At 60.6% G+C, this 21,888-nt stretch carries 21 protein-coding genes and 1 tRNA gene; 14 read left to right on the top strand and 8 right to left on the bottom strand.

What is annotated here, in order from left to right; genetic code table 11:
• Nucleotides 1–80 precede the first annotated feature (80 nt).
• The 9 genes from KCG44_RS08755 (at nt 81) to scpB (ending at nt 6,527) form a co-directional block, all read left to right on the top strand.
• A complete protein-coding gene (locus KCG44_RS08755) occupies nt 81–509 on the top strand; it encodes a hypothetical protein (RefSeq protein ID WP_218445698.1) in 429 nt (142 codons plus the stop codon).
• A gap of 26 nt (nt 510–535) precedes the next feature.
• On the top strand, nt 536–727 hold the full coding sequence (locus KCG44_RS08750; protein ID WP_218445697.1) for a hypothetical protein: 192 nt from the start codon (nt 536–538) through the stop codon (nt 725–727).
• Between the two features lie 71 nt (nt 728–798).
• Complete coding sequence (locus tag KCG44_RS08745) at nt 799–1,062, top strand: Lrp/AsnC ligand binding domain-containing protein (RefSeq protein ID WP_218445696.1); 264 nt, start codon at nt 799–801, stop codon at nt 1,060–1,062.
• Nucleotides 1,062–1,292 carry a DUF1272 domain-containing protein gene (locus KCG44_RS08740; protein ID WP_218445695.1) on the top strand — a complete coding sequence of 77 codons (231 nt, stop codon included), beginning with the start codon at nt 1,062–1,064 and terminating at the stop codon, nt 1,290–1,292. Before KCG44_RS08745 ends, KCG44_RS08740 begins: the two co-directional genes overlap by 1 nt.
• Nucleotides 1,293–1,601: 309 nt before the next feature.
• Complete coding sequence (gene argS, locus KCG44_RS08735; RefSeq protein WP_218445693.1) at nt 1,602–3,338, top strand: arginine--tRNA ligase; 1,737 nt, start codon at nt 1,602–1,604, stop codon at nt 3,336–3,338.
• A gap of 6 nt (nt 3,339–3,344) precedes the next feature.
• Nucleotides 3,345–4,151 (top strand): SPOR domain-containing protein, encoded by an 807-nt coding sequence (locus tag KCG44_RS08730; protein WP_218445692.1) that lies wholly within the window; start codon nt 3,345–3,347, stop codon nt 4,149–4,151.
• Nucleotides 4,152–4,174: 23 nt separating this feature from the next.
• Nucleotides 4,175–5,182, top strand: coding sequence for a beta-N-acetylhexosaminidase (gene nagZ, locus KCG44_RS08725; RefSeq protein ID WP_218445691.1), 1,008 nt, complete (start codon nt 4,175–4,177; stop codon nt 5,180–5,182).
• Nucleotides 5,179–5,937: a segregation and condensation protein A gene (locus tag KCG44_RS08720; RefSeq protein ID WP_218445690.1), complete on the top strand. Its 759-nt coding sequence runs from the start codon at nt 5,179–5,181 to the stop codon at nt 5,935–5,937. The genes nagZ and KCG44_RS08720 overlap by 4 nt, the downstream gene beginning before the upstream one ends.
• Nucleotides 5,934–6,527 (top strand): SMC-Scp complex subunit ScpB, encoded by a 594-nt coding sequence (gene scpB / locus KCG44_RS08715; RefSeq protein ID WP_218445689.1) that lies wholly within the window; start codon nt 5,934–5,936, stop codon nt 6,525–6,527. Before KCG44_RS08720 ends, scpB begins: the two co-directional genes overlap by 4 nt.
• 168 nt (nt 6,528–6,695) lie before the next feature.
• Here scpB and KCG44_RS08710 read toward each other — a convergent pair.
• Nucleotides 6,696–6,769 (bottom strand) — tRNA-Gly (locus KCG44_RS08710).
• Between the two features lie 49 nt (nt 6,770–6,818).
• Here KCG44_RS08710 and KCG44_RS08705 point away from each other — a divergent pair.
• The gene (locus KCG44_RS08705; RefSeq protein ID WP_218445687.1) at nt 6,819–8,015 is read left to right on the top strand and encodes a thiolase family protein; all 1,197 of its coding nucleotides are present in this window, start codon (nt 6,819–6,821) and stop codon (nt 8,013–8,015) included.
• A 184-nt stretch (nt 8,016–8,199) separates the two neighbouring features.
• Here the strand turns inward: KCG44_RS08705 and KCG44_RS08700 are convergent, their stop codons facing one another.
• Nucleotides 8,200–9,981 carry an ABC-F family ATP-binding cassette domain-containing protein gene (locus tag KCG44_RS08700; RefSeq protein WP_218445686.1) on the bottom strand — a complete coding sequence of 594 codons (1,782 nt, stop codon included), beginning with the start codon at nt 9,979–9,981 and terminating at the stop codon, nt 8,200–8,202.
• A gap of 90 nt (nt 9,982–10,071) precedes the next feature.
• Here KCG44_RS08700 and KCG44_RS08695 point away from each other — a divergent pair, with 90 nt between their 5' ends.
• The 3 genes from KCG44_RS08695 to KCG44_RS08685 are packed head-to-tail and all read left to right on the top strand — an operon-like array spanning nt 10,072 to nt 12,524.
• Nucleotides 10,072–10,365: a PepSY domain-containing protein gene (locus KCG44_RS08695; RefSeq protein WP_218445685.1), complete on the top strand. Its 294-nt coding sequence runs from the start codon at nt 10,072–10,074 to the stop codon at nt 10,363–10,365.
• A 53-nt stretch (nt 10,366–10,418) separates the two neighbouring features.
• Complete coding sequence (locus tag KCG44_RS08690; RefSeq protein ID WP_218445684.1) at nt 10,419–11,093, top strand: response regulator transcription factor; 675 nt, start codon at nt 10,419–10,421, stop codon at nt 11,091–11,093.
• An 18-nt stretch (nt 11,094–11,111) separates the two neighbouring features.
• Complete coding sequence (locus KCG44_RS08685; protein ID WP_255536453.1) at nt 11,112–12,524, top strand: sensor histidine kinase; 1,413 nt, start codon at nt 11,112–11,114, stop codon at nt 12,522–12,524.
• 154 nt (nt 12,525–12,678) lie between these two features.
• Here KCG44_RS08685 and KCG44_RS08680 read toward each other — a convergent pair whose 3' ends face one another.
• From KCG44_RS08680 to KCG44_RS08655, 6 genes are all read right to left on the bottom strand, one after another.
• Nucleotides 12,679–13,608 carry an alpha/beta hydrolase family protein gene (locus KCG44_RS08680; protein WP_218445683.1) on the bottom strand — a complete coding sequence of 310 codons (930 nt, stop codon included), beginning with the start codon at nt 13,606–13,608 and terminating at the stop codon, nt 12,679–12,681.
• A gap of 959 nt (nt 13,609–14,567) precedes the next feature.
• Nucleotides 14,568–15,947 (bottom strand): hypothetical protein, encoded by a 1,380-nt coding sequence (locus tag KCG44_RS08675; RefSeq protein WP_218445682.1) that lies wholly within the window; start codon nt 15,945–15,947, stop codon nt 14,568–14,570.
• Complete coding sequence (locus KCG44_RS08670) at nt 15,947–16,933, bottom strand: Rpn/YhgA-type helix-turn-helix domain-containing protein (RefSeq protein WP_218445681.1); 987 nt, start codon at nt 16,931–16,933, stop codon at nt 15,947–15,949. Before KCG44_RS08670 ends, KCG44_RS08675 begins: the two co-directional genes overlap by 1 nt.
• 154 nt (nt 16,934–17,087) lie before the next feature.
• On the bottom strand, nt 17,088–18,221 hold the full coding sequence (locus tag KCG44_RS08665; RefSeq protein WP_218445680.1) for a hypothetical protein: 1,134 nt from the start codon (nt 18,219–18,221) through the stop codon (nt 17,088–17,090).
• 1 nt (nt 18,222) lies between these two features.
• Nucleotides 18,223–18,966, bottom strand: coding sequence for a hypothetical protein (locus tag KCG44_RS08660; RefSeq protein WP_218445679.1), 744 nt, complete (start codon nt 18,964–18,966; stop codon nt 18,223–18,225).
• Nucleotides 18,967–19,123: 157 nt separating this feature from the next.
• Entirely contained in the window at nt 19,124–19,762 is a 639-nt protein-coding gene (locus KCG44_RS08655) for a response regulator (RefSeq protein ID WP_218445678.1), read from the bottom strand.
• Between the two features lie 68 nt (nt 19,763–19,830).
• Between KCG44_RS08655 and KCG44_RS08650 the strand changes: the two genes are divergently transcribed.
• Entirely contained in the window at nt 19,831–21,786 is a 1,956-nt protein-coding gene (locus tag KCG44_RS08650) for a sensor histidine kinase (RefSeq protein WP_218445677.1), read from the top strand.
• Nucleotides 21,787–21,888: the final 102 nt, after the last annotated feature.

Here is a 21,888-nt window from a genome sequence, read left to right as displayed (position 1 = left end):
ATGTGGAAATCGTCGACTCCGGAATGGAATTTTCTCTCGCACGATCATGCGGATGAAGCCCTGTTTTGGGATTTCCCGCAGTGACATGGTGGCCAGAGATTGCGGTTCATACGCGCACATTGATCGTGGCGATCGCGGTCGGCCTGCCGGTTGGGCTGCTCGCGGCCTATTCCCTGATGTATCACCGGCAGCAACCGACGCCATTCCGATGGTGGGCGGCGCGGCTGTTGCTCTGGCCGTTTTTGGCGCTCGGCTGCGCTGCGGCGGCATCCGCCTGCGCATGGAGCGGCGAAGAGGCGGCCTTTTACACTGCGATCTCGTCTCTGTTCGGACAGGGCATCGTCCCGGTGATGATCGAGGGGTTGCAGATGATGTGGCGGTCACGTTTCGGCGATGCCAACGATATCCCGATCCCGGATCCGGGCGTGGATACAGGAGGGCTAAGTGCCGGAAAAAGCGCGGATCGTGCGAAATCGCACGCTGGCGTGACGATGGTCACACCGGATTGACCCCGGCCAGGAATATGGACTGCGGCATGCCCGCACTCCCGCGCGCATGTCGGCATCAGGAGCGTGTCATGAAGCTATTGGCCATCGGCCTTGCCGCGCTCGCACTGGCAAATGGAGCCGCGGCCAATCGGGTCCAGTTCGAAAAGCAGGATATCGGCCGTGTGCCCGCCATCACTTTGGTCATCGAACCGGACCGCTTCAAGAAAGCGAAGAAATAGCGCGGCATTGGCAGCGGGCGGCATCAGGGATAGACGGATGTCATCGTCGCCGCTGACCGGAGCCAATGCCCATGTACCGTCTTTTCATCCTTGCCAAATGCGATCTGGGTCACGCTGAGGAATGCGGGGAGGCTATCGCCGAACTAGATGATGTCAGCGAGGTCTATTCCGTGACCGGCGGCCACGACCTGCTGATCAAGGTCACGTTCGACGACCTGCAGTCGATCAGTGATTTCGTACAGGACCACCTCCACCGGATCCCGCATCTGCGCGAGACCGAAACGATGATGAGCTTCCGCGTTTATGGTCAGGATATAGGCGACTTCGTCAACTGATGCTCGAACTCAGGCCGAATTGCGAACGCTGTGACAAGGACCTGCCGCCTGAAAGCGCAGAGGCGCGCATTTGTACGTTTGAATGCACATTTTGCGCAGACTGCGTCGATGGTCCGCTCAAGGCGGCGTGCCCCAATTGCGGCGGTAATCTGGAACCCCGCCCAATCCGCCCGGCGGCGGCACTCGCGAAATTTCCGGCGTCGGTTGTCCGGATCGTCGCCAAGGCATGATATTCAACGATATTGATTATTGTTGAACATGAACTTGATTGACGTCGCCAAATTCAAATGTGGAGCTTTGCCGAGCCTCGGCAAAAGCAAGGTCTGGCGCTGGGGCCAAAATGGCGACGGCGGCTGACGGCCAGTCTCGACAGGTTACCGGACACGAAACAGACCATTTCGCAATTCGCCTCATGAAGATCCTGCCTGTGACAGGCAGCGTCGGCATTGATTGCAGGCGGTGGCGTCTCCCCGGTGGCTTCTCAACAGTCTCCGCGCTAGACAAAGCGCCCTTGTTTTGATCCTGTGGGAAACCGTCCTTTGTCTTCGCTGTTCGATACTTACCTGACGCATGTTCATGCCGCGCTTGATGCGGCCGAGGCAAAGGGAGCGATCCCCGCCGGTCTGGAGCGAAGGAATGTGACGGTGGAGCCTCCGCGCGATCCCGCACATGGCGACCTTTCCACGAACGCGGCGATGGTGCTGGCGAAACCCGCCAGAAGCAATCCGCGCGCGCTCGCAGAAGCCATCAAGGCGGAGCTGGAGACCGCCGAGGGTGTTGAGGCTGTTGAGATCGCGGGACCCGGATTTCTGAATCTCCGTCTTTCCGTCGATATCTGGCTAGCGGAATTGCAGGCGATCGAAGCGGGCGGCGATGATTATGGCCGTAGCGATGTGGGCGCGGGCCGCACGGTGAATGTCGAATTTGTGTCGGCGAACCCCACCGGTCCCATGCACATGGGGCACTGCCGCGGTGCCGTGATCGGCGATGCTCTTGCCAGTTTGCTGGCCTTTGCGGGCTATGCGGTGACGAAGGAATATTATGTCAACGATGCGGGCGGTCAGGTCGATACGCTCGCGCGTTCCGTACATTTGCGCTACCGCGAAGCGCTGGGCGAAACCGTGGGCGAAATTCCTGAAGGGCTTTACCCCGGTGACTATCTCATCCCGACCGGCCAGGCGCTTGCGAAGGAATATGGCGACAAATACGCCGCTGCGCCTGAGGATGAGTGGCTCTTGCTGTTCCGCGAGCGGTCCGTGGGCGCGATGATGGACCTGATTCGGGGCGATCTTGCCAAGCTGGGAATCCGCCATGACCTGTTCGCGTCCGAATGGGCGTTGCAGCAGGCCGGTGCCGTCGATCGCGCGGAGGCAAAGCTGCGTGCGATGGGGCATGTCTACGAAGGAACGCTCGATCCGCCAAAGGGTGAAGTCCCCGACGATTGGGAGCCGGTCGAGATGACGCTGTTCCGCGCCTCGAACTTCGGCGACGATGTCGACCGCCCCATGAAAAAGTCGGACGGCAAGTGGACCTATTTCGGCGCAGACGCGGCCTATCATCTGCAAAAGTCGGAAACGGCTGATGAACTTATCAATATCTGGGGCGCGGATCACGCCGGAACCGTGAAACGCATCAAGGCGGCTGTTGAGGCGCTGACAGGCGGCGAGACGCCGCTGGATGTTGTCGTGGTGCAGATGGTCAGGTTGTTCCGTGACGGGGAGCCCGTCAAAATGTCCAAGCGTTCCGGTAACTTCGTTACGCTGGAAGAGATGGTGGATGAGGTTGGCAAGGACGCTGTCCGCTTCATCATGCTGAACCGCCGCGCCGACGCGCCCCTCGATTTCGATCTCGCCAAGGCGATCGAACAGTCGAAGGACAATCCGGTTTTCTACGTGCAATATGCGCATGCCCGTATCCAGTCGATGCGGCGCAAGGCGGCTGCGGAAGGGATTGACGATGCGGCGACCAGCGCGGCGACGCTCGCTTATCTTGATGATACCGACATGACGCTGTTGAAGCAGGCGGCGCAATGGCCGCGTATTGTCCGGCTGGCCGCACACGCACGCGAGCCGCACCGCGTCGCCTCATATCTTGGCGACCTCGCAGCGGCATTCCATGCCAATTACAATCGCGGTAACGACGATCCGGCGCTGCGCTTTTTTCTACCCGAGAAGCCCGCGCAGACACAGGCAAGGCTGGCCTTGGCGCGCGCAGTCGGGCAGGTTATCGCAACGGGACTTCGCGTAATGGGCGTTGAGCCCGTGGAGGAGATGTAGCGGGTTATGGCGGCAACACGTGATGACGCTGATTTTGAAAAGGCCCCTGGTGAGGACCTCCCGTGGCTGGAGCCGGCGGAGCTGGAATATTCAGAAGGTGGCGGCGGCTTCCTGACCGGCAGGACCGTCATTATTGCCGCGCTGACGATTGTGGGCGTCGTCGCAGTGCTGTGGTGGCTTGCCGATTATCTTGGTGGCGGCGATATCGAGATCCCCGAGGGGAACGAAATTCCGGTCGTATCCGCGCCGGAGGGACCTTACCGCGTTGCGCCGGATGAGGTCGGCGGCCTGGAAATCGACGATACCGAACAGGCGATCAGCGCGGTCGCAGCGGGCGAAACCCTGCCGGGCGAGGTCGACACGGGATCGCTGCCCGAAGTCCCTGTCCCTGTCGTTCCGCCCGTCGGTACCGGCAATGCCGATGGCCCGCCGCGCGACCTGATGGCTGAGGCGCAGGCGGCGCGTGAAGCCGCGGCTGAGCGTGACGGTGACGATCCTGCGCAGGCCGAGGCCGTAACAGCAGGTCCACCATCGGCGGATGCCGCTGCGGGGACGCCTGCGGCCGTTTCGTCAGTCGACGCGGTGGTGCAGCTGGGCGCGTTTTCGACGCCTGCCAAGGCGAACGAAGTGTGGGCGACGATCTCGGGCCGTTACCCCTACATCGCGGCGCTCGACAAATCCGTTGAAACGGTCGCGATAGAGGGCAAGACACTTTATCGCCTGCGCGCGACCGGCGCTGCGAACCGGGCAGCGGCGAACGAGCTCTGCGCACGGCTGAAGCTGGCGGGCGAAAACTGCGTCGTCCCCAAATGACGCAGCGATAGGGACAGGGTAGGATGCTGCCGCTGATCCTTGGCCTGTCGGGGCCGAAGCTGACCGCCGCGGAGCGCACGTTATTCGCCGCTGCGGACCCGGCGGGCTACATCCTGTTCGGGCGGAATGTGCAGAACCCCGTCCAGCTACGCGCGCTGACCGACGATCTTCGGTCGCTCTCCGGCCGCGGCAACCTTCCCATTCTTGTCGATCAGGAGGGCGGGCGCGTTCAGCGCCTGACCCCGCCGCACTGGCGGGCGCATCCACCGGCTGAGTTATTCGGGCGGCTGTGGGACATCGCCCCCATGACCGCGATTGAGGCGGCGCGCTTTCACGCGATGGCCATCGGCGCGGAATTGCATGCCGCCGGGATCAGTGTCGATTGCCTGCCCCTTGTCGACGTGCCCGTGGCGGGCGCGCATGATGTGATTGGCGACCGCGCCTTTGGGCGCGACCCGCATATGGTCGCATCGCTTGGTGCCGCGATCCTCAGCGGCCTGCGGGAAGCCGGCATTTGCGGGATCGTGAAGCACATCCCCGGCCATGGCCGGGCAGAGGCCGACAGTCATGAGGCGCTCCCGCTGGTCACGGCAACGGCCGAAGAGCTGACGCATGACCTGCTGCCGTTTCAGAAGCTGAATGACGCGCCGATGGCGATGACCGCGCATGTCACCTATGCCGCGCTCGATCCCGACCATTGCGCCTCTGTCTCCCATAAGGTGATTGAAGGCACAATCCGCGGGGATATCGGTTTTGGCGGGCTGCTGATGTGCGATGACCTTGGCATGCACGCGCTTGCCGGAAGCCTGACCGAGCGCATGCGTGCCGCATTGGCGGCAGGGTGCGATGCGGCGCTGCACTGCTCCGGCGATTTTGCGGAGAACAGTGCGCTGGCCGAACATGCACCCTCGATCAGCACGGCCGCGCGCGGGCGGCTGGATGCCGCAATGATCTGGGCGGATGCGGAGCCTGACATCTGCGCAGACGCCGCCGAGCGGAGGGACGCGCTCATCGAAAGCGGCCTTGCATGAAGGATGACCTCATCGACCTCGTCCGGCCCTCCGTGCGCGAAGAGCAGCTTAATCTCGATATTGATGGCTGGGAGGGACCGCTCGATCTCCTTCTGCAACTGGCGCGCCAGCAAAAGGTTGACCTGGCGCAGATTTCGATCCTGCAACTGACGGAGCAGTATCTTGTCTATATTGCCGAGGCGAAGAAGCTGCGACTTGAGCTGGCCGCTGATTATCTCGTCATGGCGGCATGGCTTGCCTATCTGAAATCCGCGCTGCTGCTGCCAAAAGAAGAGGGGGAGGAGCCTTCCGCCGAAGAGATGGCGCTGCGCCTGCAACTTCGCCTGCAACGGCTGGAGGCGATGCGCGAAGCCGGCGCGCGCCTGTTTGCCCGCGATCTGGCGGGCGAGGATGTCTTTCTGCGCGGTGCCCCCGAAGGATTGAGCGCGGTCACGAAACCCGAATGGGACTGCTCGCTATATGATGTGATGCAGGCCTATGGCCGCCTCGCCGGGCGCGGGCAGACCAGGAATTACGAAGTGAAGCGGCGGCCCGTGCTGTCGCTGGACGATGCGATGGACTGGCTGGAGAAAATGGTCGGCAGCGCGGTGGAATGGGGCGTCCTGCAAAGCTTCCTTCCCAAAACGCTCGACCCGGAATATCGCCGGTCCGTGATCGCATCCAGTTTCGTGGCGGCGCTGGAGTTGGCGCGAACGGGAAAGCTGCTGCTTGACCAGCCCAATGCGGATGCGCCGCTCAGGATCAAGGCGACATGAACGAAACCCTGCGTATCGTCGAAGCTGTGCTGTTCGCGGCAGAAGAACCGCTGTCGCTTGACGTGATCGGCGCGCATCTGCCGGAAAACGCACCTGTCAAAGCGTTACTCGTCGAACTTGCGGAAAGCTACCACCCGCGCGGGATCAACCTCGTGGAGCGGGGCGGCAAATGGCTGTTCCAGACCGCGCCCGACCTGTCGCACATATTGCGGCGCGAAACGGCGCGGCCGCGCAAACTTTCGCGTGCGGCCATTGAGACGCTATCGGTCATCGCCTATCACGAGCCCGTGACCCGCGCGCAGGTCGAGGAAATCCGCGGCGTCTCGCTGTCGAAGGGCACGCTTGATGTGTTGATGGAGCTGGGCTGGGTCCGTCCCGCTGGGCGCCGCGAAGTCCCGGGGCGCCCGCTTCTCTATGCAACGACAACGGGCTTCCTGGTGCATTTCGGTCTGACCAGTCGCCGCGACCTGCCGGGCATTCAGGAGTTGAAAGCGGCCGGCCTGCTGGACCCGATGGCCGAGGCACTGGAACTCGCCCGCGAAGAGGCTGAACAACCCGATATGCTGGAAGACGCCGACGACCAGGAGTGAGCCACCGCCTTCCACGGTCAGATGCGGTCCCGAAATTGAATCATCCCGAGCGCAGTCGAGGGACGCACGATGATATTGCAGCGATTTGGGCGCGTCCCTCGGGTACCAAGTTTCCGCAGTTTGCAGGGCCGATATTCGACCGGAATCCGAAGCTATGTGCGGGGCCACTGGAGCGGGTGAGGGGAATCGAACCCCCGTCGCTTGCTTGGGAAGCAAGAGCTCTGCCATTGAGCTACACCCGCGCGCTGCTAAGGCTGATAGCTGACCTGTGATTGGACGGAAAGACCAAACATGCGCGAAGCCGTGATCGTATCGACCGCACGAACTGCCGTGGGAAAAGCCTATCGCGGTGCTTTCAACGCCACCGAAGCGCCCGTGCTTGGCGCGCATGCCATGAAGGCCGCCCTGTCCCGCGCGGGCGTTGACGCGGACCGCATTGATGACGTCTTCTGGGGTGTCGGCAATCAGTGGGGAACGCAGGGCGCGAATGCCGGGCGCATGTGTGCGCTGGCGGCGGGTTTTCCCGACACGGTGCCGGGTTTCACGCTCGACCGGAAATGCGGGTCGGGCCTGAACAGTATCGCGCTGGCGGCGCGCTCGATCATGGCGGGCGATATCGATGTCGCGCTGGCGGGCGGTATGGAATCGATCAGCTGGACCGTGACGAAAGATGCGCCGCGCTATCAGAACCAAAGCGTCCTTTCGGAATCCGAACATGCCTATATGGCGATGATTGAAACCGCGGAAATCGTCGCTGAGCGCTACGGTGTGTCGCGTGAGGCGCAGGATGAATTTGCCGCGATCAGTCAGCAGCGCGCCGCTGCCGCAACAGAGGCCGGCCGCCTTGGCGAAGAGATCGAGCCGATCACGGTCGAGAAGACGCTCTATGCAAAGGATGGCACCGAAACCGGAACCGAGACCGTGACGGTCACCGCCGACGAGGGCATCCGTGCCGGAACCACCAGGGAAATCCTGGCCAATCTGAAACCGGTCTGGTCCGGCGGCGATGTCATTGCGGAGGGCAAGTGCGTCACCGCGGGCAATGCCAGCCAGCTGTCCGACGGCGCGGCGGCGCAGATCGTCATGGCGCGCGATATGGCAGAGGCGGAGGGCCGCGAAATTCTCGGCGTCTATCGCGGCTTTCAGGTTGCCGGCTGCAAGCCGGAGGAAATGGGCATCGGTCCTGTCTTCGCCATCCCCAAACTTCTCGCGCGGGCAGGCCTGAACATCAGCGATATCGGGCTGTTCGAAATCAACGAAGCCTTTGCCAGCCAGGCGCTGTACTGCCGCGATCACCTCGGTATCGACCCGCAGCGGCTGAACGTGAACGGCGGTGCGATCGCCATCGGCCACCCGTTCGGCATGTCCGGCAGCCGCCTCGTCGGGGGCGCGCTGCTGGAGGCAAGGCGGCGCGGAGAGCGCTATGCCGTCGTCAGCATGTGTACGGCAGGCGGCATGGGCGCTGCAGGGCTGTTCGAGCTGGTTTAGGGGGACGGGGGAGTGTATTAGGCTAACCGCGCGCGCTCGTTCACGTCTGATTGATGCAACACGCCAAACCCCCTTCATCCCGAGCGCAGTCGAGGGACGCATCCAAGCTGCTGCAAAACCATGATGCGTCCTTCGACTGCGCTCAGGATGAGCGGATTAAGGGTTTGCCATCCGAGGCTGCCAACTACCCCAGCGCCTCTGCCATCTCGCTCAGTTCCAGCCAGCGATCCTCCGCCACCGCCAGATCAGCCTTCAACACTTCAAGCGCTGCGCCCAGTTTTGTCGATGCAGCCGGCCCATCGGCATAAAGTGCCGGGTCGGCCAGCGCCGTCTCATGCACCCTGATGTCTTTTTCCAGCCTGGCGATACGCCCCGGCAGCTCATCCAGCTCATGCCGGTCCTTGAAGGTCATGCGCTCTTCGCGCTGTACCGGGGCGGCGGGCGCCGCGCTGGCCTTTGGTTTGGCCTTTACCGGCTTTTCCGGGCGCCGCCGCTTCGCTTCCCAATCGGCATAGCCGCCCGCGATAATGTCGACATCGCCCGAACCATCCAGCCCGACGACCATGGTCACGGTCCTGTCAAGGAAATCGCGGTCATGGCTGACCAGCAGCACGGTCCCGTCATAGTCCGCGATCACTTCCTGCAGCAGGTCGAGCGTTTCCAGGTCCAGATCATTGGTCGGCTCGTCGAGGACGAGCAGATTGGACGGCCGCGCAAATTCCCGTGCCAGCAAAAGCCGCGATTGCTCCCCGCCCGACAGGCTGCCGATCTCCGCGTCGATATATGACCTGTCGAACAGGAAGTCTTTCAGATAGCCAACGATGTGCCGCGGCTCGCCGCGGACATCGATCCAGTCCGTCCCGTTGGTCAGAATATCGCGAACGCGCAGTTTCGGTTTCAGCAGGCTGCGCTGCTGGTCGATGGTAATCCCTGTCAGCGTCTTGGCATGACGGACCCGGCCGGTATCGGGCTCGATTTCTTTCGTCAGCAGTTTCAGCAGCGTCGATTTACCTGCGCCATTGGGGCCGATCAGGCCGATGCGGTCGCCGCGCTGCAGGCGCAGGTCCATCGGTTTGATGATCTCCCGCCCGTCATAGGTCTTTGAGATGTTCTTCGCATCGATGACCACCTTGGCCTTGGCATCGTCACTTTCCAGCGCGAGTTTCGCTTTGCCGACCTGCCCCAGCATTTCCGCGCGCTGCGCCCTTAGCTCCCACAGTTTTTCAAGCCGCCCGACATTGCGCTTGCGCCGCGCCGTCACGCCTTTCGAAAGCCACTGCGCTTCCTGCGCCAGCTTGGTGTCCATTTTGGCCTGTGCGCGCGCGTCCTGTTCCAGGATTTCCTCTGTCCAGGCTTCAAAACCGCCAAAGCCGATGTCCGCACGGCGCAGCGTGCCCCGGTCCAGCCAAAGAGACGCATTGGTCAGGCGTTTCAGGAATTCGCGGTCATGGCTGACGGTGACGACCGCTCCGGTATAGCGGCCGAGCCACCCCTCCAGCCATTCAATGGCCGCGATATCGAGATGGTTGGTCGGTTCATCGAGCAGCAGCAGATCCGGCTCCGATGCCAGCGCGCGCGCCAGTGCCGCCCGCCGCCGCTCACCACCGGACGAGGTTGCCGCCTGCCGGTCAAGATCGATGCCAATCTGGTCCGCGATGGATTCAACGTCATGCGCCGCCGGAGCCTCCCTGCCGCCAAGCGCAAAGTCCCTCAGCGTTGCATAAGGCGACACATCCGGGTCCTGCAGCAGGGTCACGATGCGCGTACCGGGACGCTCCTTCCTCAGGCCGGCATCCACCTCGACCTCGCCCGCGATGATCCGAAACAGGGTGGTCTTGCCCGCACCGTTCCTGCCGATCAGCGCCAGCCGGTCACGTTCCCCGACGAAAAGGTCGAGGTCCCTGAAGAGCCAGCCGGTCCCCTGATTCAGGCCGATGGACTCGAGGGAGATGATGGGAGCTGCCATGAATTTTCCGCTAGGTTCAGAAGCCGTTCAGTGCAACACTGACAAAGGATTCAAAAGGTTTCGTAAGAGGTTTTCCACAAAGATACCGCAATGTCCGGCTTTCACATCCTTATCGCCGCCGCAATGATGCTGGCCGGGTCACAGGCGGGCGCCATTGAAAATCCGCGCGACCAGGATGCCGCGCTTGCGGGCGCGCAGGCTGGACGCCTGATGAACTTCGGCGATATCCGCAACCGGGTCGATGCGCGTATCGGCGGAAAATTCCTCGGCTGCGATTGCAATCCGGACGCCGCGCGCTACCGGATGCGGTATATGCGCGGAAATAAGATTATCGAAGTCGATGTGGATGCCCGTACCGGCAACATCATCGGAACGCGGAAATAGCTTCGCACCAAGGTAAGGCCGCACCGAGACAATAACAGGCAGGAATAGTGACTATGCGCGTTTTGATCGTTGAGGACGAACCAACGCTTGGCCAGCAGTTGAAGGACACGCTCGAGGCTGCCGGCTACGCCGTCGATCTTGCGGCTGACGGCATTGACGGTCATTTCATGGGGGAGACGGAAAGCTATGACGCTGTCATTCTTGACCTTGGCCTGCCTGAAATGGACGGCCTCACCATCCTCGATAAATGGCGTAAGGCGGAGCGCGACATGCCCGTCCTCGTGCTGACCGCGCGCGACAGCTGGTCCGACAAGGTTGCCGGACTCGATTCGGGTGCCGATGATTATCTTGCCAAGCCCTTCAACATGGAAGAGCTCATTGCGCGGCTGCGGGCGCTGATCCGCCGTTCGGCTGGACTGGCGTCATCGGAGCTGGTGGCGGGGGATGTGCGCCTCGACACGCGTTCCGGCCGGGTCACCCGCAACGGATCGCCCGTTCGCCTGACCGCGCAGGAATATAAGCTGCTCAGCTATCTGATGCATCACAAGGGCAAGGTGGTCAGCCGGACAGAGCTTATCGAACATATTTACGATCAGGACTTCGACCGCGATTCCAATACGATCGAGGTTTTCATCACGCGTATCCGCAAGAAGCTTGGCGCGGATCTGATCGAAACGATCCGGGGCCTCGGCTATACTCTCGACGACCCGGAAAATCGTCCGGAGTGAAGGATGCGGCGCTGATCCATGGCCGCTACTGAACTCGCTGAAACGCTGGACGCGCGCGCGTCGCGGCCCTTTGGCCCGCGCTCGTTAAGTCGCCGTATGCTCGCCATCGCCGCGGCGTGGGTCGGGGTGATGCTGCTGATTGGCGGATTTGTCCTCGACCGCACCGTGGCGGCGATCATTGTCGATAATTTCGACGCGCAGCTGGAAAGCCGTCTGGATGCGATGATTGCCAGTGTCGAATTGTCCGAGGAAGGTGAGCTTCGATATGCGCGCCCGCTGTCGGATCAGCGCTATCTGGAGCCTTATTCGCAATTATACTGGCAGATTTCTCGTAAAGGTCAGGCCCCGTACAGATCGCGCTCGCTATGGGACCGGCAATTGCCGGTCGATACGAGCGTTCAGAAAGACGGCCTATTGTTCACGGACGTGCAGCTTGGCGAGGAGCTGCTCAGGGTTATCGAGCGGGACGCGACTTTACCCGGCGTTCCGGTCATGTTCCATTTCCAGATTGCGCAGGACCGAAGCGGCCTCGATGCGCAGCTGGCGCGGGTCCGCACGACCGTCCTTGTCTCCCTGGGGGTGCTGGGCCTTGGCCTCTTGATCCTGGCGGCGCTGCAGGCCGTTTATGGCCTGCGCCCGCTACGCCGTGTGCGGGCCGAGATCGCCGCGGTGCGATCGGGCGCGGTGCAACGCGTGTCCACCGATTATGTCTCCGAAGTCACGCCGCTGATGCACGGCATTAACGAACTGCTGGAACAGGCGGAGGATCAGGCGGACGCCGCGCGGCGCCATGCCGGAAATCTCGCGCATGCGCTGAAGACGCCCATGACGGTGCTTGTGAACGAAAGCGCGGACAAGGATACGCCGCTCGCGATAACCGTCCGGCGGCAGATAATGTCGATGCGGCGCCATGTGGATCATCATCTGGCGCGCGCACGGGCGCTCGGGCGACGCGGCGCGCTCAACATGCGCAGTTCCGTCTGGCCCAGCCTCGAGGCGCTGCGGCGCACGGTCGAACGCATGTATCCGGGCGCGGTGACCATCGACCTTGATGGCGCCGATAATCTCGATTTCCTTGGTGAGAGGCAGGATCTTGAGGAAATGGCCGGAAACCTGATCGACAATGCCGCAAAATATGGCGGCGGACGTGTCTTTGTGACGGTGAAAGCCGAAACGGACGACGTGCTTGTCATAGAGGTCGAAGACGATGGTCCGGGCATTTCGCCCGATGAGCGCGCATCGCTGTTCCAGCGCGGGGCGCGCCTGGATACGGACAAGCCCGGCACTGGCCTGGGGCTGGCCATCGTGCGCGATGTCGCCGAGATTTACGGCGGCCGGGTCGAACTTGGCGAAAGCGACGATCTTGGCGGCCTCTGCGCGCGCCTTTTTCTGCCACGCGCCGATCAGCAGGGATCATCGATGAGCGCCTGAGACTCGCAGCCATGCGCGGAAAACGCGTCTCTATTCGAGAGGCGCCGCGCCGTCTGCTCCAGCAATATGATGATATCGGCACAGGCCAGGTTCGAAAGGTCGCCGCCAGACTTTACGGTGACACCACACCGGTATCGACATGTTTACCGCATACTCAATCCACATCCAGTGGCGGCGGCACGTTTCCGGGCGCAGTATCCCGGTCGCGAACATATTGGTCCATCCACCGGTCGATCTCCATGCGGACATCTCCGTAGTTTTCGAATAATCCGTGCGAACCGCCCTCATAGATCTTGAGACGATATGGCTGGCCCGCATCCTGAAGACGGGAGGCAAGATTCAGGCTATCGGTGGGGGGCACCCTGTTATCCGCTCCGCCATGGACGATCAGCATGGCCGTATCGCCATGAAAATGCTGCGCGTAGTGAAGCGCGGAGATAGCGCGTAGCGAAGCCGTCTTGTCTTCGGAATATCCCCGGATCGCATGCGGATAGACATGCTCGTCAAACTCGTCGCGCCGTGCGCTGGTCAGATGGTCGGCAGGCGCGCCAATTGTGACGGCGGCATCGACCCTGTCGCTACAGGCAACGGCACCATAGGTCACGCCGCCGCCGCGGCTGAAACCGATCATGCCCACCCGGGAGGTGTCGGCACCTGCAAAGGAACCGGCAATGTCGAGTAACGCAAGGCTGTCGCTGACATCGCCGCCGCCCATATCGGGTTCGCCATCGCTGCCGCCCTCGCCGCGATAATATGATGCGAGAACGACATAGCCGCGCCGGGCAAGGCGGTGGAATTCCAGAATTTCGGGAAAAATGATGCGCCCCCACTGCATGGCGCCGCCATGATTGTAGATAATGACGGGATAGCGGCCGGGCGCGGCCGGACGCACGGCGAATCCGTTTATCGTAAGCCCGTCATTCTGGTAGGAAATTTTCTCCGCGACCACGCTCGTCCCTGAGGCCCACCTATCGAAGTCAGCGTCAGTGAACATGGCGGCATATATCGCGCGGGCCTCCTCGCCGCCGCGCTTTGACGCTATGAAATCCAGCCATTCTTCACGGCTCGAAAAACGGAAGTCCAAATCCTCTCGTTCAATCAGGGCCGGGGGGACCGCGTGCGGTTCGTCAAGGGTTTCGCAAACCGCCGCACGCGGCATGAGCTGGGATTCGGACGGGGAAGTCCCGGCAGGGCCGACCTGCGCAAGGGCAGGGTGCGGAAGGGCCAAGAGGGCTGCGCTTAAAATCGATATATTCAAATCCGCTATGCGCGAATTTGCCATGCTCAAACTCATTGTCATGCATAACCCCTCAGTCATTATGATGATATGTTATTGCATAGCATAAACATGCGGACAACGCCCCGCTCTGAAAGCGGTGACGTGACTTCAACAGATTTTTCGCAGGATGCACCCGCGCTATCGAAACGCATGCCCAAAATGCGGCGATTTGTGAACAACCGAGGTCAGGAACGTCTCCCTTAGCTGCACTTCCCATCGTCCCATCCGGTTATCAGAATCGCTGGCGATCCTCGCCGTGCGGTGGCTTTGCGCGAAGCAGAGGCGAGCGCCAATCTATCAGTGCGGCACGTCGCCCAATGGCGGTTTTCGGCGCAGCTCCGCGGAACCCCCGCTATGTGCCCACCAGCATGGTGCAAGCGTCAACTCCAAGTTCGGTCGGCGGCTTCCGACCCGGTTGCGGTCGGTCCGCTTTCGGCCTCAAAGTGGTGTGAGCAGACGTCGTTTCTTATGCGATAATCTTTGCTATAATGTACGCCGGCAGTGAGCCGCCCGCGCCTTTACCGCTCTTATCCCGTCCGGGCCATTCTCCAGCTCCTTTCAAGCCGTAAATAGCAGAAATCCTAACTCTTAAAATGGTTCACTTTTCAGGGGGAAGGTCAGCTAACCTGACAGCAGATCTTTCATCGATCCGCTGAGAAATCGCAGTGACAATAAAATCCATCGGCATTCCCGGCGTGTTCAGCGGAATTCCCGAAAGCACACGCGATTGCCTATGGGCTAGCGCATATACCTCGGCGGCCGGGCTAGGCTGCGGCAGCGGGAATAGCCCGAACGATGGATACAGGTAGCAGGAAGTCCGCAGCCAAGTCATCTTCCCGGCGCGCCTGCGGGGCGGTCGCCTTTAGAAGGCCGATTGCCTTTCTTGCGACCGCGAGATCTTCCGCCCAGCCATCTACCCTTGCGGCATCGTCGATTTCGAGGGTGGTGGCCACCGTGCCGGGTTCGACGCCTTCGAACAGCCGGGCTTTGGCATCGAGCTGCTTATAGAACTGCGCGACTGCCTCTCTGGAGACCAGAATCCGCGCGGAAATGGCAGACGACTGGGCACGCTCGGCAATTGTTTTCCACGCCATCTGCAAGTCTTCGTGAAGCATCTCGTCTTCGCCCGTGACGACGACCGTGCTAAGCGCAGTGGCTTCCGCGACTTCCTCAACAGTGCCGCCGCTAAGCAATGACATACGCGCGCGCTGCAGTTTCGAGATTCCAGCAACTTGAACCAGGGTCAGGCCAGTGCTGTCGGAAACTTCCGCATCGCTGGCTCCACTCGCTAAAGCGCGTTCAGCGTCGAGTTTCTTTTCGAGCGTCTCCAGGGCCTCCTGTGGCAGGCCGGGAATATAGCGCGCCACCATTTCGCTTGCGAGACCGTCGAGCAGCATGCGCCGCGCTGCGCCGAAATTTGCCGCCTGTTCGCCGATTGCGGCAATCCCTTCATTCATGATGCGCACATAGTCGTCCACACTGGCAGCACCGGTTTCATCCAGAATCTGCTGCACAACCTCATCGCCTTCCGCGACGACGTCTTTCACGTCTTGTACGGCCTTTCCGGCTTTCTTGATTTGCGTTTTCAGCTCCGTCTCGTTCTCGCGGAAATGCGCGTTTATTTTCGAGGCCGTGCTAAGCTGGATTCCGAAATCCACAATGAAGAATGCCACGGCGAGCGCACCGAGTTTGCTTCCAAACCGAGCGACCTTCGTCCAGCGCGCCGATTTGCCGACCTTGTTGGCGATACCGGAAATCCTGCCGATCTTGGATAGGGCATGGAAGGTTTTCGGGCCGGCTTTTCCGACCAGCCAAAGCGCGCCGCCAGCGCCGCCGATACCGGACTCGATATAGGCCATCGGCTGGTAGACATGCTGGTCGAGGACATCGAAAACCGTTTCCTCCTCACCCGGCGGAGGCGGTGTGAACACGGAGGTGGCCTTAACGATCTCATCGTGCACGAACTTGGTTTTCGATTCCATTTTCGTCAGCTTCGACATCATGGCGGCGTAGCGCGTCAGTTCGGTCTGATAATCAACTTCCAGTCCGCTCAGCTCCTCGCGCAGGTCCTCGACAATCCGTTTCAGGTCCGGCGTGGCCAGTGGCGCTGTCAGGAAGAACCCGTCCAGATTTTCTAAGCCCATCAGTGCGCTCCCGCTGCGGTGTCGGTATTTTCGGTGATGCCAAGACCTGAGCGGATTTCGAGTATTTCGTCTTCGTCGATACCTGTCAGCTCGGCGACGTAGAGTGGTTCCGCGCCGCCGATGAGCATGGCGCGCGCAGCATCTCGAGGGTCTGCCGAACCAGTGTCTTCGGCAGGTTCCGGCTGCGGAAGTGCCGCGATTTCGTCGGTGGTGAGGCCGGTCGCCATTTGAATGCGGTTGGGGTCTATCCCATCGCCAAGCATCGCAACTGCTATTTCTAGGCGCGTTTCCAGCATTGCGCGTTCAAGGTGAAGCTTATCAAGCCCGCCAAAATCCTTGTCGATCCCCTTCGCAGCAAGTTCTGCCCGAAGCGCCGCCATTTCACTTTCCAAGAGGCTGATGCCCTTCCCGATCTTTCGGCTGGATTCATCATATTGTCGGCGGATCGTTTCGATTTCCGCTATCCTGCGTTGCAGGAAACGCCGTTCCTTCTCTGCCTCATCCTTCTTGAACGGCAGTTCGGTCATGTCGAAGGTGATGAAAGCGGCGATGTAGCGAATGCCGTCGCCCGTGGCCTTTAAAAGGTTTGCCGCATCGCCGTGTACTTCGTCCCATTCCTCATCCCGGATATGCGCAAACTCTCGGTCCGCGGCTTCCTTTCCAAGCTGACTGGAGAAGCTGTCGGTAAGCGCCGAATGTGCTGCGTGTGTCTCGGCGAGTTCCGCTCGCGCCGCGAAGAAGCGCTCCCGCGCCGCCAGAAGATTGTCTTCCGCAGTGTTCTCGCGTTTCCGAAGGCCCGGGAGATCAGGCTCCCAGAATTCGGCCTTGCCGATTTTCAGCAGGCGCTTCGGATTCGGATCTTTTGCAAAAGCGATGACCGCGCTGGCGACGAAATTCTGCTTCGCCAGAGGCACGACTGCGATGGTGGCGGCAATATCGCCAATGTCCTTCAACGCGAGCTTCGATCTCTTCCGGAGCGGCTTCAAGACGTCGATTCCGCCAGGCATCCTCTGGATTGGGCTGGGAAGCGGAGTGACTTTGAAGCCGCCGCCTCTCCGTTTCTTTTTCTTCGGTTTAAAGAGCTTTTCGACAGCCTTGAACAGTTTCATGAGGCCCCTCCAGGGCTTTGTGAGAGTGTGTCTAGGCGTCCCCATCCGGGCATCCGCCAATGCAGTCGTCACTGGTGCAATGGGCGCAGCAATCGTCCTCGATGTCGGTCTGTCGTGACAGGACGAACGCCGCCGACACACCGGTGTAGGCAGCAATATCATCTGCGGACACTTTGTACGGACCTGCCGGTGGGTCCACGTCGCTAGGGTCGGGCAGGGCGGGGAGCTTCACATTTTTGCAAAGGATCCTGGTTGCATTCTGCACCATTGTCTCCGCGGCCCCCACCTTTCGGAGCACATTGCCCAGATAGCCCTGCAGTGTGGCCACGGCGACATCGAAGTCAGCTTCATGGTCGATATCGAAGTCGTCCATTAGCTTGATGAGCGCATCCCGAAGATCTTTGCTGCCCTCATTCAGCGCGTCGATCGCCTGGCCGAACTCCGCCAGCCATGCCTCATATTGCCCGATGATGGTCTGCAGACCCTCGCGCGTTTTGATGTCGGCGTTCACCAGAAGCCCGAGTGCCGCAACGGATGCGACCGCGCCTACACCTGCGAGCAGTTTCCCGCCGAGGCGGCCCGTCTGTTTGACCTTGGCCATCTTCGTCGCGTTCTGAGCGATTTTCACATCGTCCAGCTTTGCGGCGACTTTCGCCAGGCGATTGCCGGTGCTCGACATGTCATCGACGGTGCCGGCAGACAATCGCAGCGAAGATGCGCCAGACTTTGGCGGAGCGGGCGGCGTGGGTGCCGCAAGCGTCACCGGCGTTGCAGGAGGTGCTTTGATCGGCGGTGTCTTCCCAAACAGGGACTTCAAGGCACCGACCAGCGTCTTGCCGCCATCCCAAACAATCTTCTTTGCGCCGCCTGCGGCACCAGCGACGACCGCTGTATTCATGATGGTGTCACCGAATGGGAGAAATTCCCACAGGCTTTCAGGCGGCGCATCTGCAACATCCACCTCAAGCCGCAGATCCGCCACGATCGTTTCGATCATGATTGTGCGTTTCAGAACGGAATCGAAGATCTCGGCCTGCGTCTCAAAGCCCGTGACAGCACTCTGATAATCTATTTCGGCCTGCTTCAGGTCCGTGCGCAATTCGTTGTAACGCGCCTCGAGCGCTCGCGTTTCTGTCCCCGTTACATCGACACCTAATACTGTCATCTTACGCGCTCCGCTTCGAATTCAGTACAGACAGCAGGCCAGTGCCAAGTAGCATCAGCATCAGGCCCGCAGGTGCTGGAATGTCCCGCGGTGGCGCATCTATCGGAAAGCTTAGATTGTCGATCCCGAAGCGTGTGCGCCTGCCGTCATTGCGGTTGAACAGCTGAAATTCGATGTCGAAGGTCCGCGCGAAGCCGCCCAGATAGCGGGTGAGATCGATCTCGACGCGCGTGTCCAGCACTGCGTCCGGAATATTTGTCGCCGCGACATCGATATCGAAGAACTCAGGTATGCCGCCAGGGTTTACATCGAAGCCGCCAACAAAAATGTCGAAAGTGCGGAGTGTAGCGATGCGCAGGATGAGGACGTCATCCCTGTCCGAAGTTCCCGATCCTGTGGGGTCTGCGCTATTGCCGATTACGCCCACATCGAAGGTCAGCAATGGTGCGTCCGGGCTGACTGTAACACGCTGGTTGAGTGTAAGAACACCAAGCGCATCGAAAATCTGTCCGTCCATGTCGAAATCTAGGTTCAGCGTATCGAGCTGCGCAACCTGGCTTCCGCCAAGTTCGCCGACCGAAGAAAACAGCGTCTCGTCGATGGCATCGCCCGCAAGCGTTCCTTCATTTGCTTCGACCGTGAAGCCAGTGAAATCACCTGTCTCGAAGTCGCCGTTCACGACCGTCGCTAACGCGGACTGTGTCGCGCCAAAAGCAATCGCCCCCGCGATCATGTAAATCTTCATTTTGAAGTCCGCCCTGCCCATTTTCGTTCGAATTCCGGGAAGGCTATGCGGACACAGAGGCGCTCTCAATGGTGCGATGACACCATATTACGGTTGCGGTCTTAACTTTGCCGACGCGTGATGGCAGCGTGGTCGAAAGTTTGGGGAAGAGGGGCTGTCAGGCGTGTTTCACGGATTCGAGCAGACCATCGCGCAGAGCGATCGCGACGAGCTCAGCCGCGCTATGTGCGCCGAGCTTGCGCATCAGGCTCGTGCGATGCTTGTCGACGGTGTTGGCGCTGATGCCTAGCCGCTCTGCAAGGTCGGGATTGGAGGCGCCGCGGGCAATGCCGAACAGCACCTGCCGCTCCCGGGCCGTAATGTCGGTATGATGCCCGGCAGATGCCAGCAGACTGGCGGCCGCGGGGTCAATATGCGTCTCCCCCTCGCATACCGCGCGAAGGCCATCCGGCAGTCCGTCGACATCGCTCGATTTGAGAAACAGTCCGGTTGCGCCGCCGTCGAGCGCATGACGCAGCATATTTGCGTTTCGCATTCCCGTCAGGACTGCAATGTGCGTTTCGGGGCTCCAGCGCCGGACATCCTCAATCACCTCGACGCCCGTGATGACCGGCATGGCGAGGTCAAGCAACAGCAATTCGGGCATCAGGCGTTTCGTTTCCGCAATGGCGTTGAGACCGTTATCAACTTCCCCGACCACGACGAACACATCCGTTCGTTCCAGCAGCGCGCGCGTGCCCTGTCGAACGATCATATGATCGTCGGCAATGATGACGCGAAGAGCTTTCCTCGACATTCAGCGCATCCCCCGCTGGTTCCATCGTGATGAACCGGCTACCTCGCCACCAGCGATGGCTGATTATCATGCTGTCTGCAATGACTTTTTTCGCCGCATCCGCAGGTGCCGAGCCGGTAGATGAGCGGGTGCTGACGCTCGCTGAGGGTGAAAGCCGGGACGAAGCAGCGCCCTTTATCGACTATCTGCTGGAGGATGGTGACCGGCTGGGAATCCAGGAAGTACTGGATTCAAATATTACCGCACGGTTCGCGCCGGTTGAGCGCGTCGAAGCAGGCTTTGGTTATCAAGATGGCGGCGTCTGGCTTCGCCTTCCGGTTCGAAATTCAACCGGCAAACCATTGGAACGTGTGCTGCACCTCGGAACGAATTTCATGACTGAGCTTGAAGTCTGGCAGGAAGGCGCAGCGGAGTTGGAGCTTATCCTGAGCCAAGACGAACGCAGCCCGTTCGACAGCCGTCCAATACCCTATCATCAGCTGGCAGTCTCAACTGAACTGCCACCTCGCGAAACCACGACCTTCTGGATCCGCTACACATCGCAGGGGGCGACTGTAATGCCTGTTGCTGTCGAGACTCCCGCACAATTTACCCAGAGCATTTCCGCCAAGCTCACCAAGGATTTCGCTTTTTACGGAATCATGGCGATGTTCATAATCGCGAGCATAGGAGCCATCATCGTCTCGCCAGGCCGACTGTTCGTCAGCTACGGTCTCTATGTTCTGACGGTTCTGCTCTACCTGTTCCAGCGGGACGGATACGCCTTTCAGTATCTTTGGCCCGACGCGCCATTGTGGAATGGCTTTTCCTCGCTGCCGCTCGGCGCGCTGCTTGCCGTTAGCGCGGCGTTTTTCGCAATAACTTACCTCGGCGTGCATGGTCTTAGTCGCAGGATGCGAACGGTGTTGATCGCGGTCATGGTTTTTCAGGGCGCTCTCGTTGCGGCCGCATTATTCGTCGATGTCAGCAGACTGAAGCAGTTCGCCGTCACCTCGACCACAATCTGCATCCTTATCTTTCTGGCGAGCGGTATTCTGGCCTGGCGGCGGGAAGGGCCTCGACTCCTCTTTTTCGTCGTCGGATGGTTCGGGATTGTGATCGCATCGGTGACCATGCTCGCCTATCACAACTTGGGCGGTGAACTAACGCGCGCGGCCAATCTGGATACGATGCGGATGGCGATCGTGTTCGATGCGTTGATGATGGGCCTGGCGGCGATCGCAGGCCTGCTGCAGGCCCAGCGCGAACGCGCAGGCCTGCTTCGTCAGCGAGAAACTGCGTTGCGCGAGCAGATGAAACTGCACGACCGCCTGGCCAGCCTGGAACGAAGATATGAGCTGGCCGCTTCACTAGCGCAGTCAAGCAGCCGCCGCATTGCCGACACTGCGCACGACCTGCGTCAGCCGCTCTACGCGCTGCGCGCTGCGATCAAACATGTGACCAGTGGAACCGCAGACCAGCAGAAGGAAATCGCCGAAATTGAAGAATCCTTCCGCTATATCGAGACGCTTGTCGCGTCAGCTCTTGAGACCGCGACGGTCGATGCAGCGGAGAACGTTTTAGACAAGGACCTTGCGACGCCAAACGAGGCCGGCAAAATCCTCTCTGCGCTTCGCAGTATGTTTCGTGCCGAGAGTGTTGCGGCTGAAATCGACTTCAGAGTGGTAGATTCGAGCGCGGCCTTCGCCGCCGACGCCGTCGCAACGCTCAGAATCCTATCGAATTTTATCGCCAACTGTATCGCCTATGCGCCAGGCAAGCGGATAGTCGTCGGTGTGAGGCGCGACAAGGATAAGCTCAGGTTTGAAGTCCACGACACCGGGCCAGGCATTGCTGAGTACGAGCTTGAGCAGATTATGGGGCGATGCGTCCAAGGCGAGGCTGGAAAGCAAAGTGCAGGCGGTACCGGACTGGGCCTCGCCATCGTCAGTGAAATCGCCATGAGCGCGTCCTTAGAATGGAATATCAGAAGTGCGCTTGGGCGAGGAACTGTCGCGAGCCTTTCCGTCCTCTCTATCTCGTGAAACTGACGATAATTTCAACGTATTATCGGCGAAGATCAGTGGCGACCATATATCATATGTATAGCCGCTTCTGGGCCGGAAGCGGTCTGGCAGCTTTTGGAA

This window comes from Pacificimonas pallii (assembly GCF_019204005.1).
Lineage (GTDB): Bacteria > Pseudomonadota > Alphaproteobacteria > Sphingomonadales > Sphingomonadaceae > Pacificimonas > Pacificimonas pallii.
The sequence above is the reverse complement of the archived record's forward strand: the minus strand, read 5'-3'. Positions and strand labels throughout refer to the sequence as shown.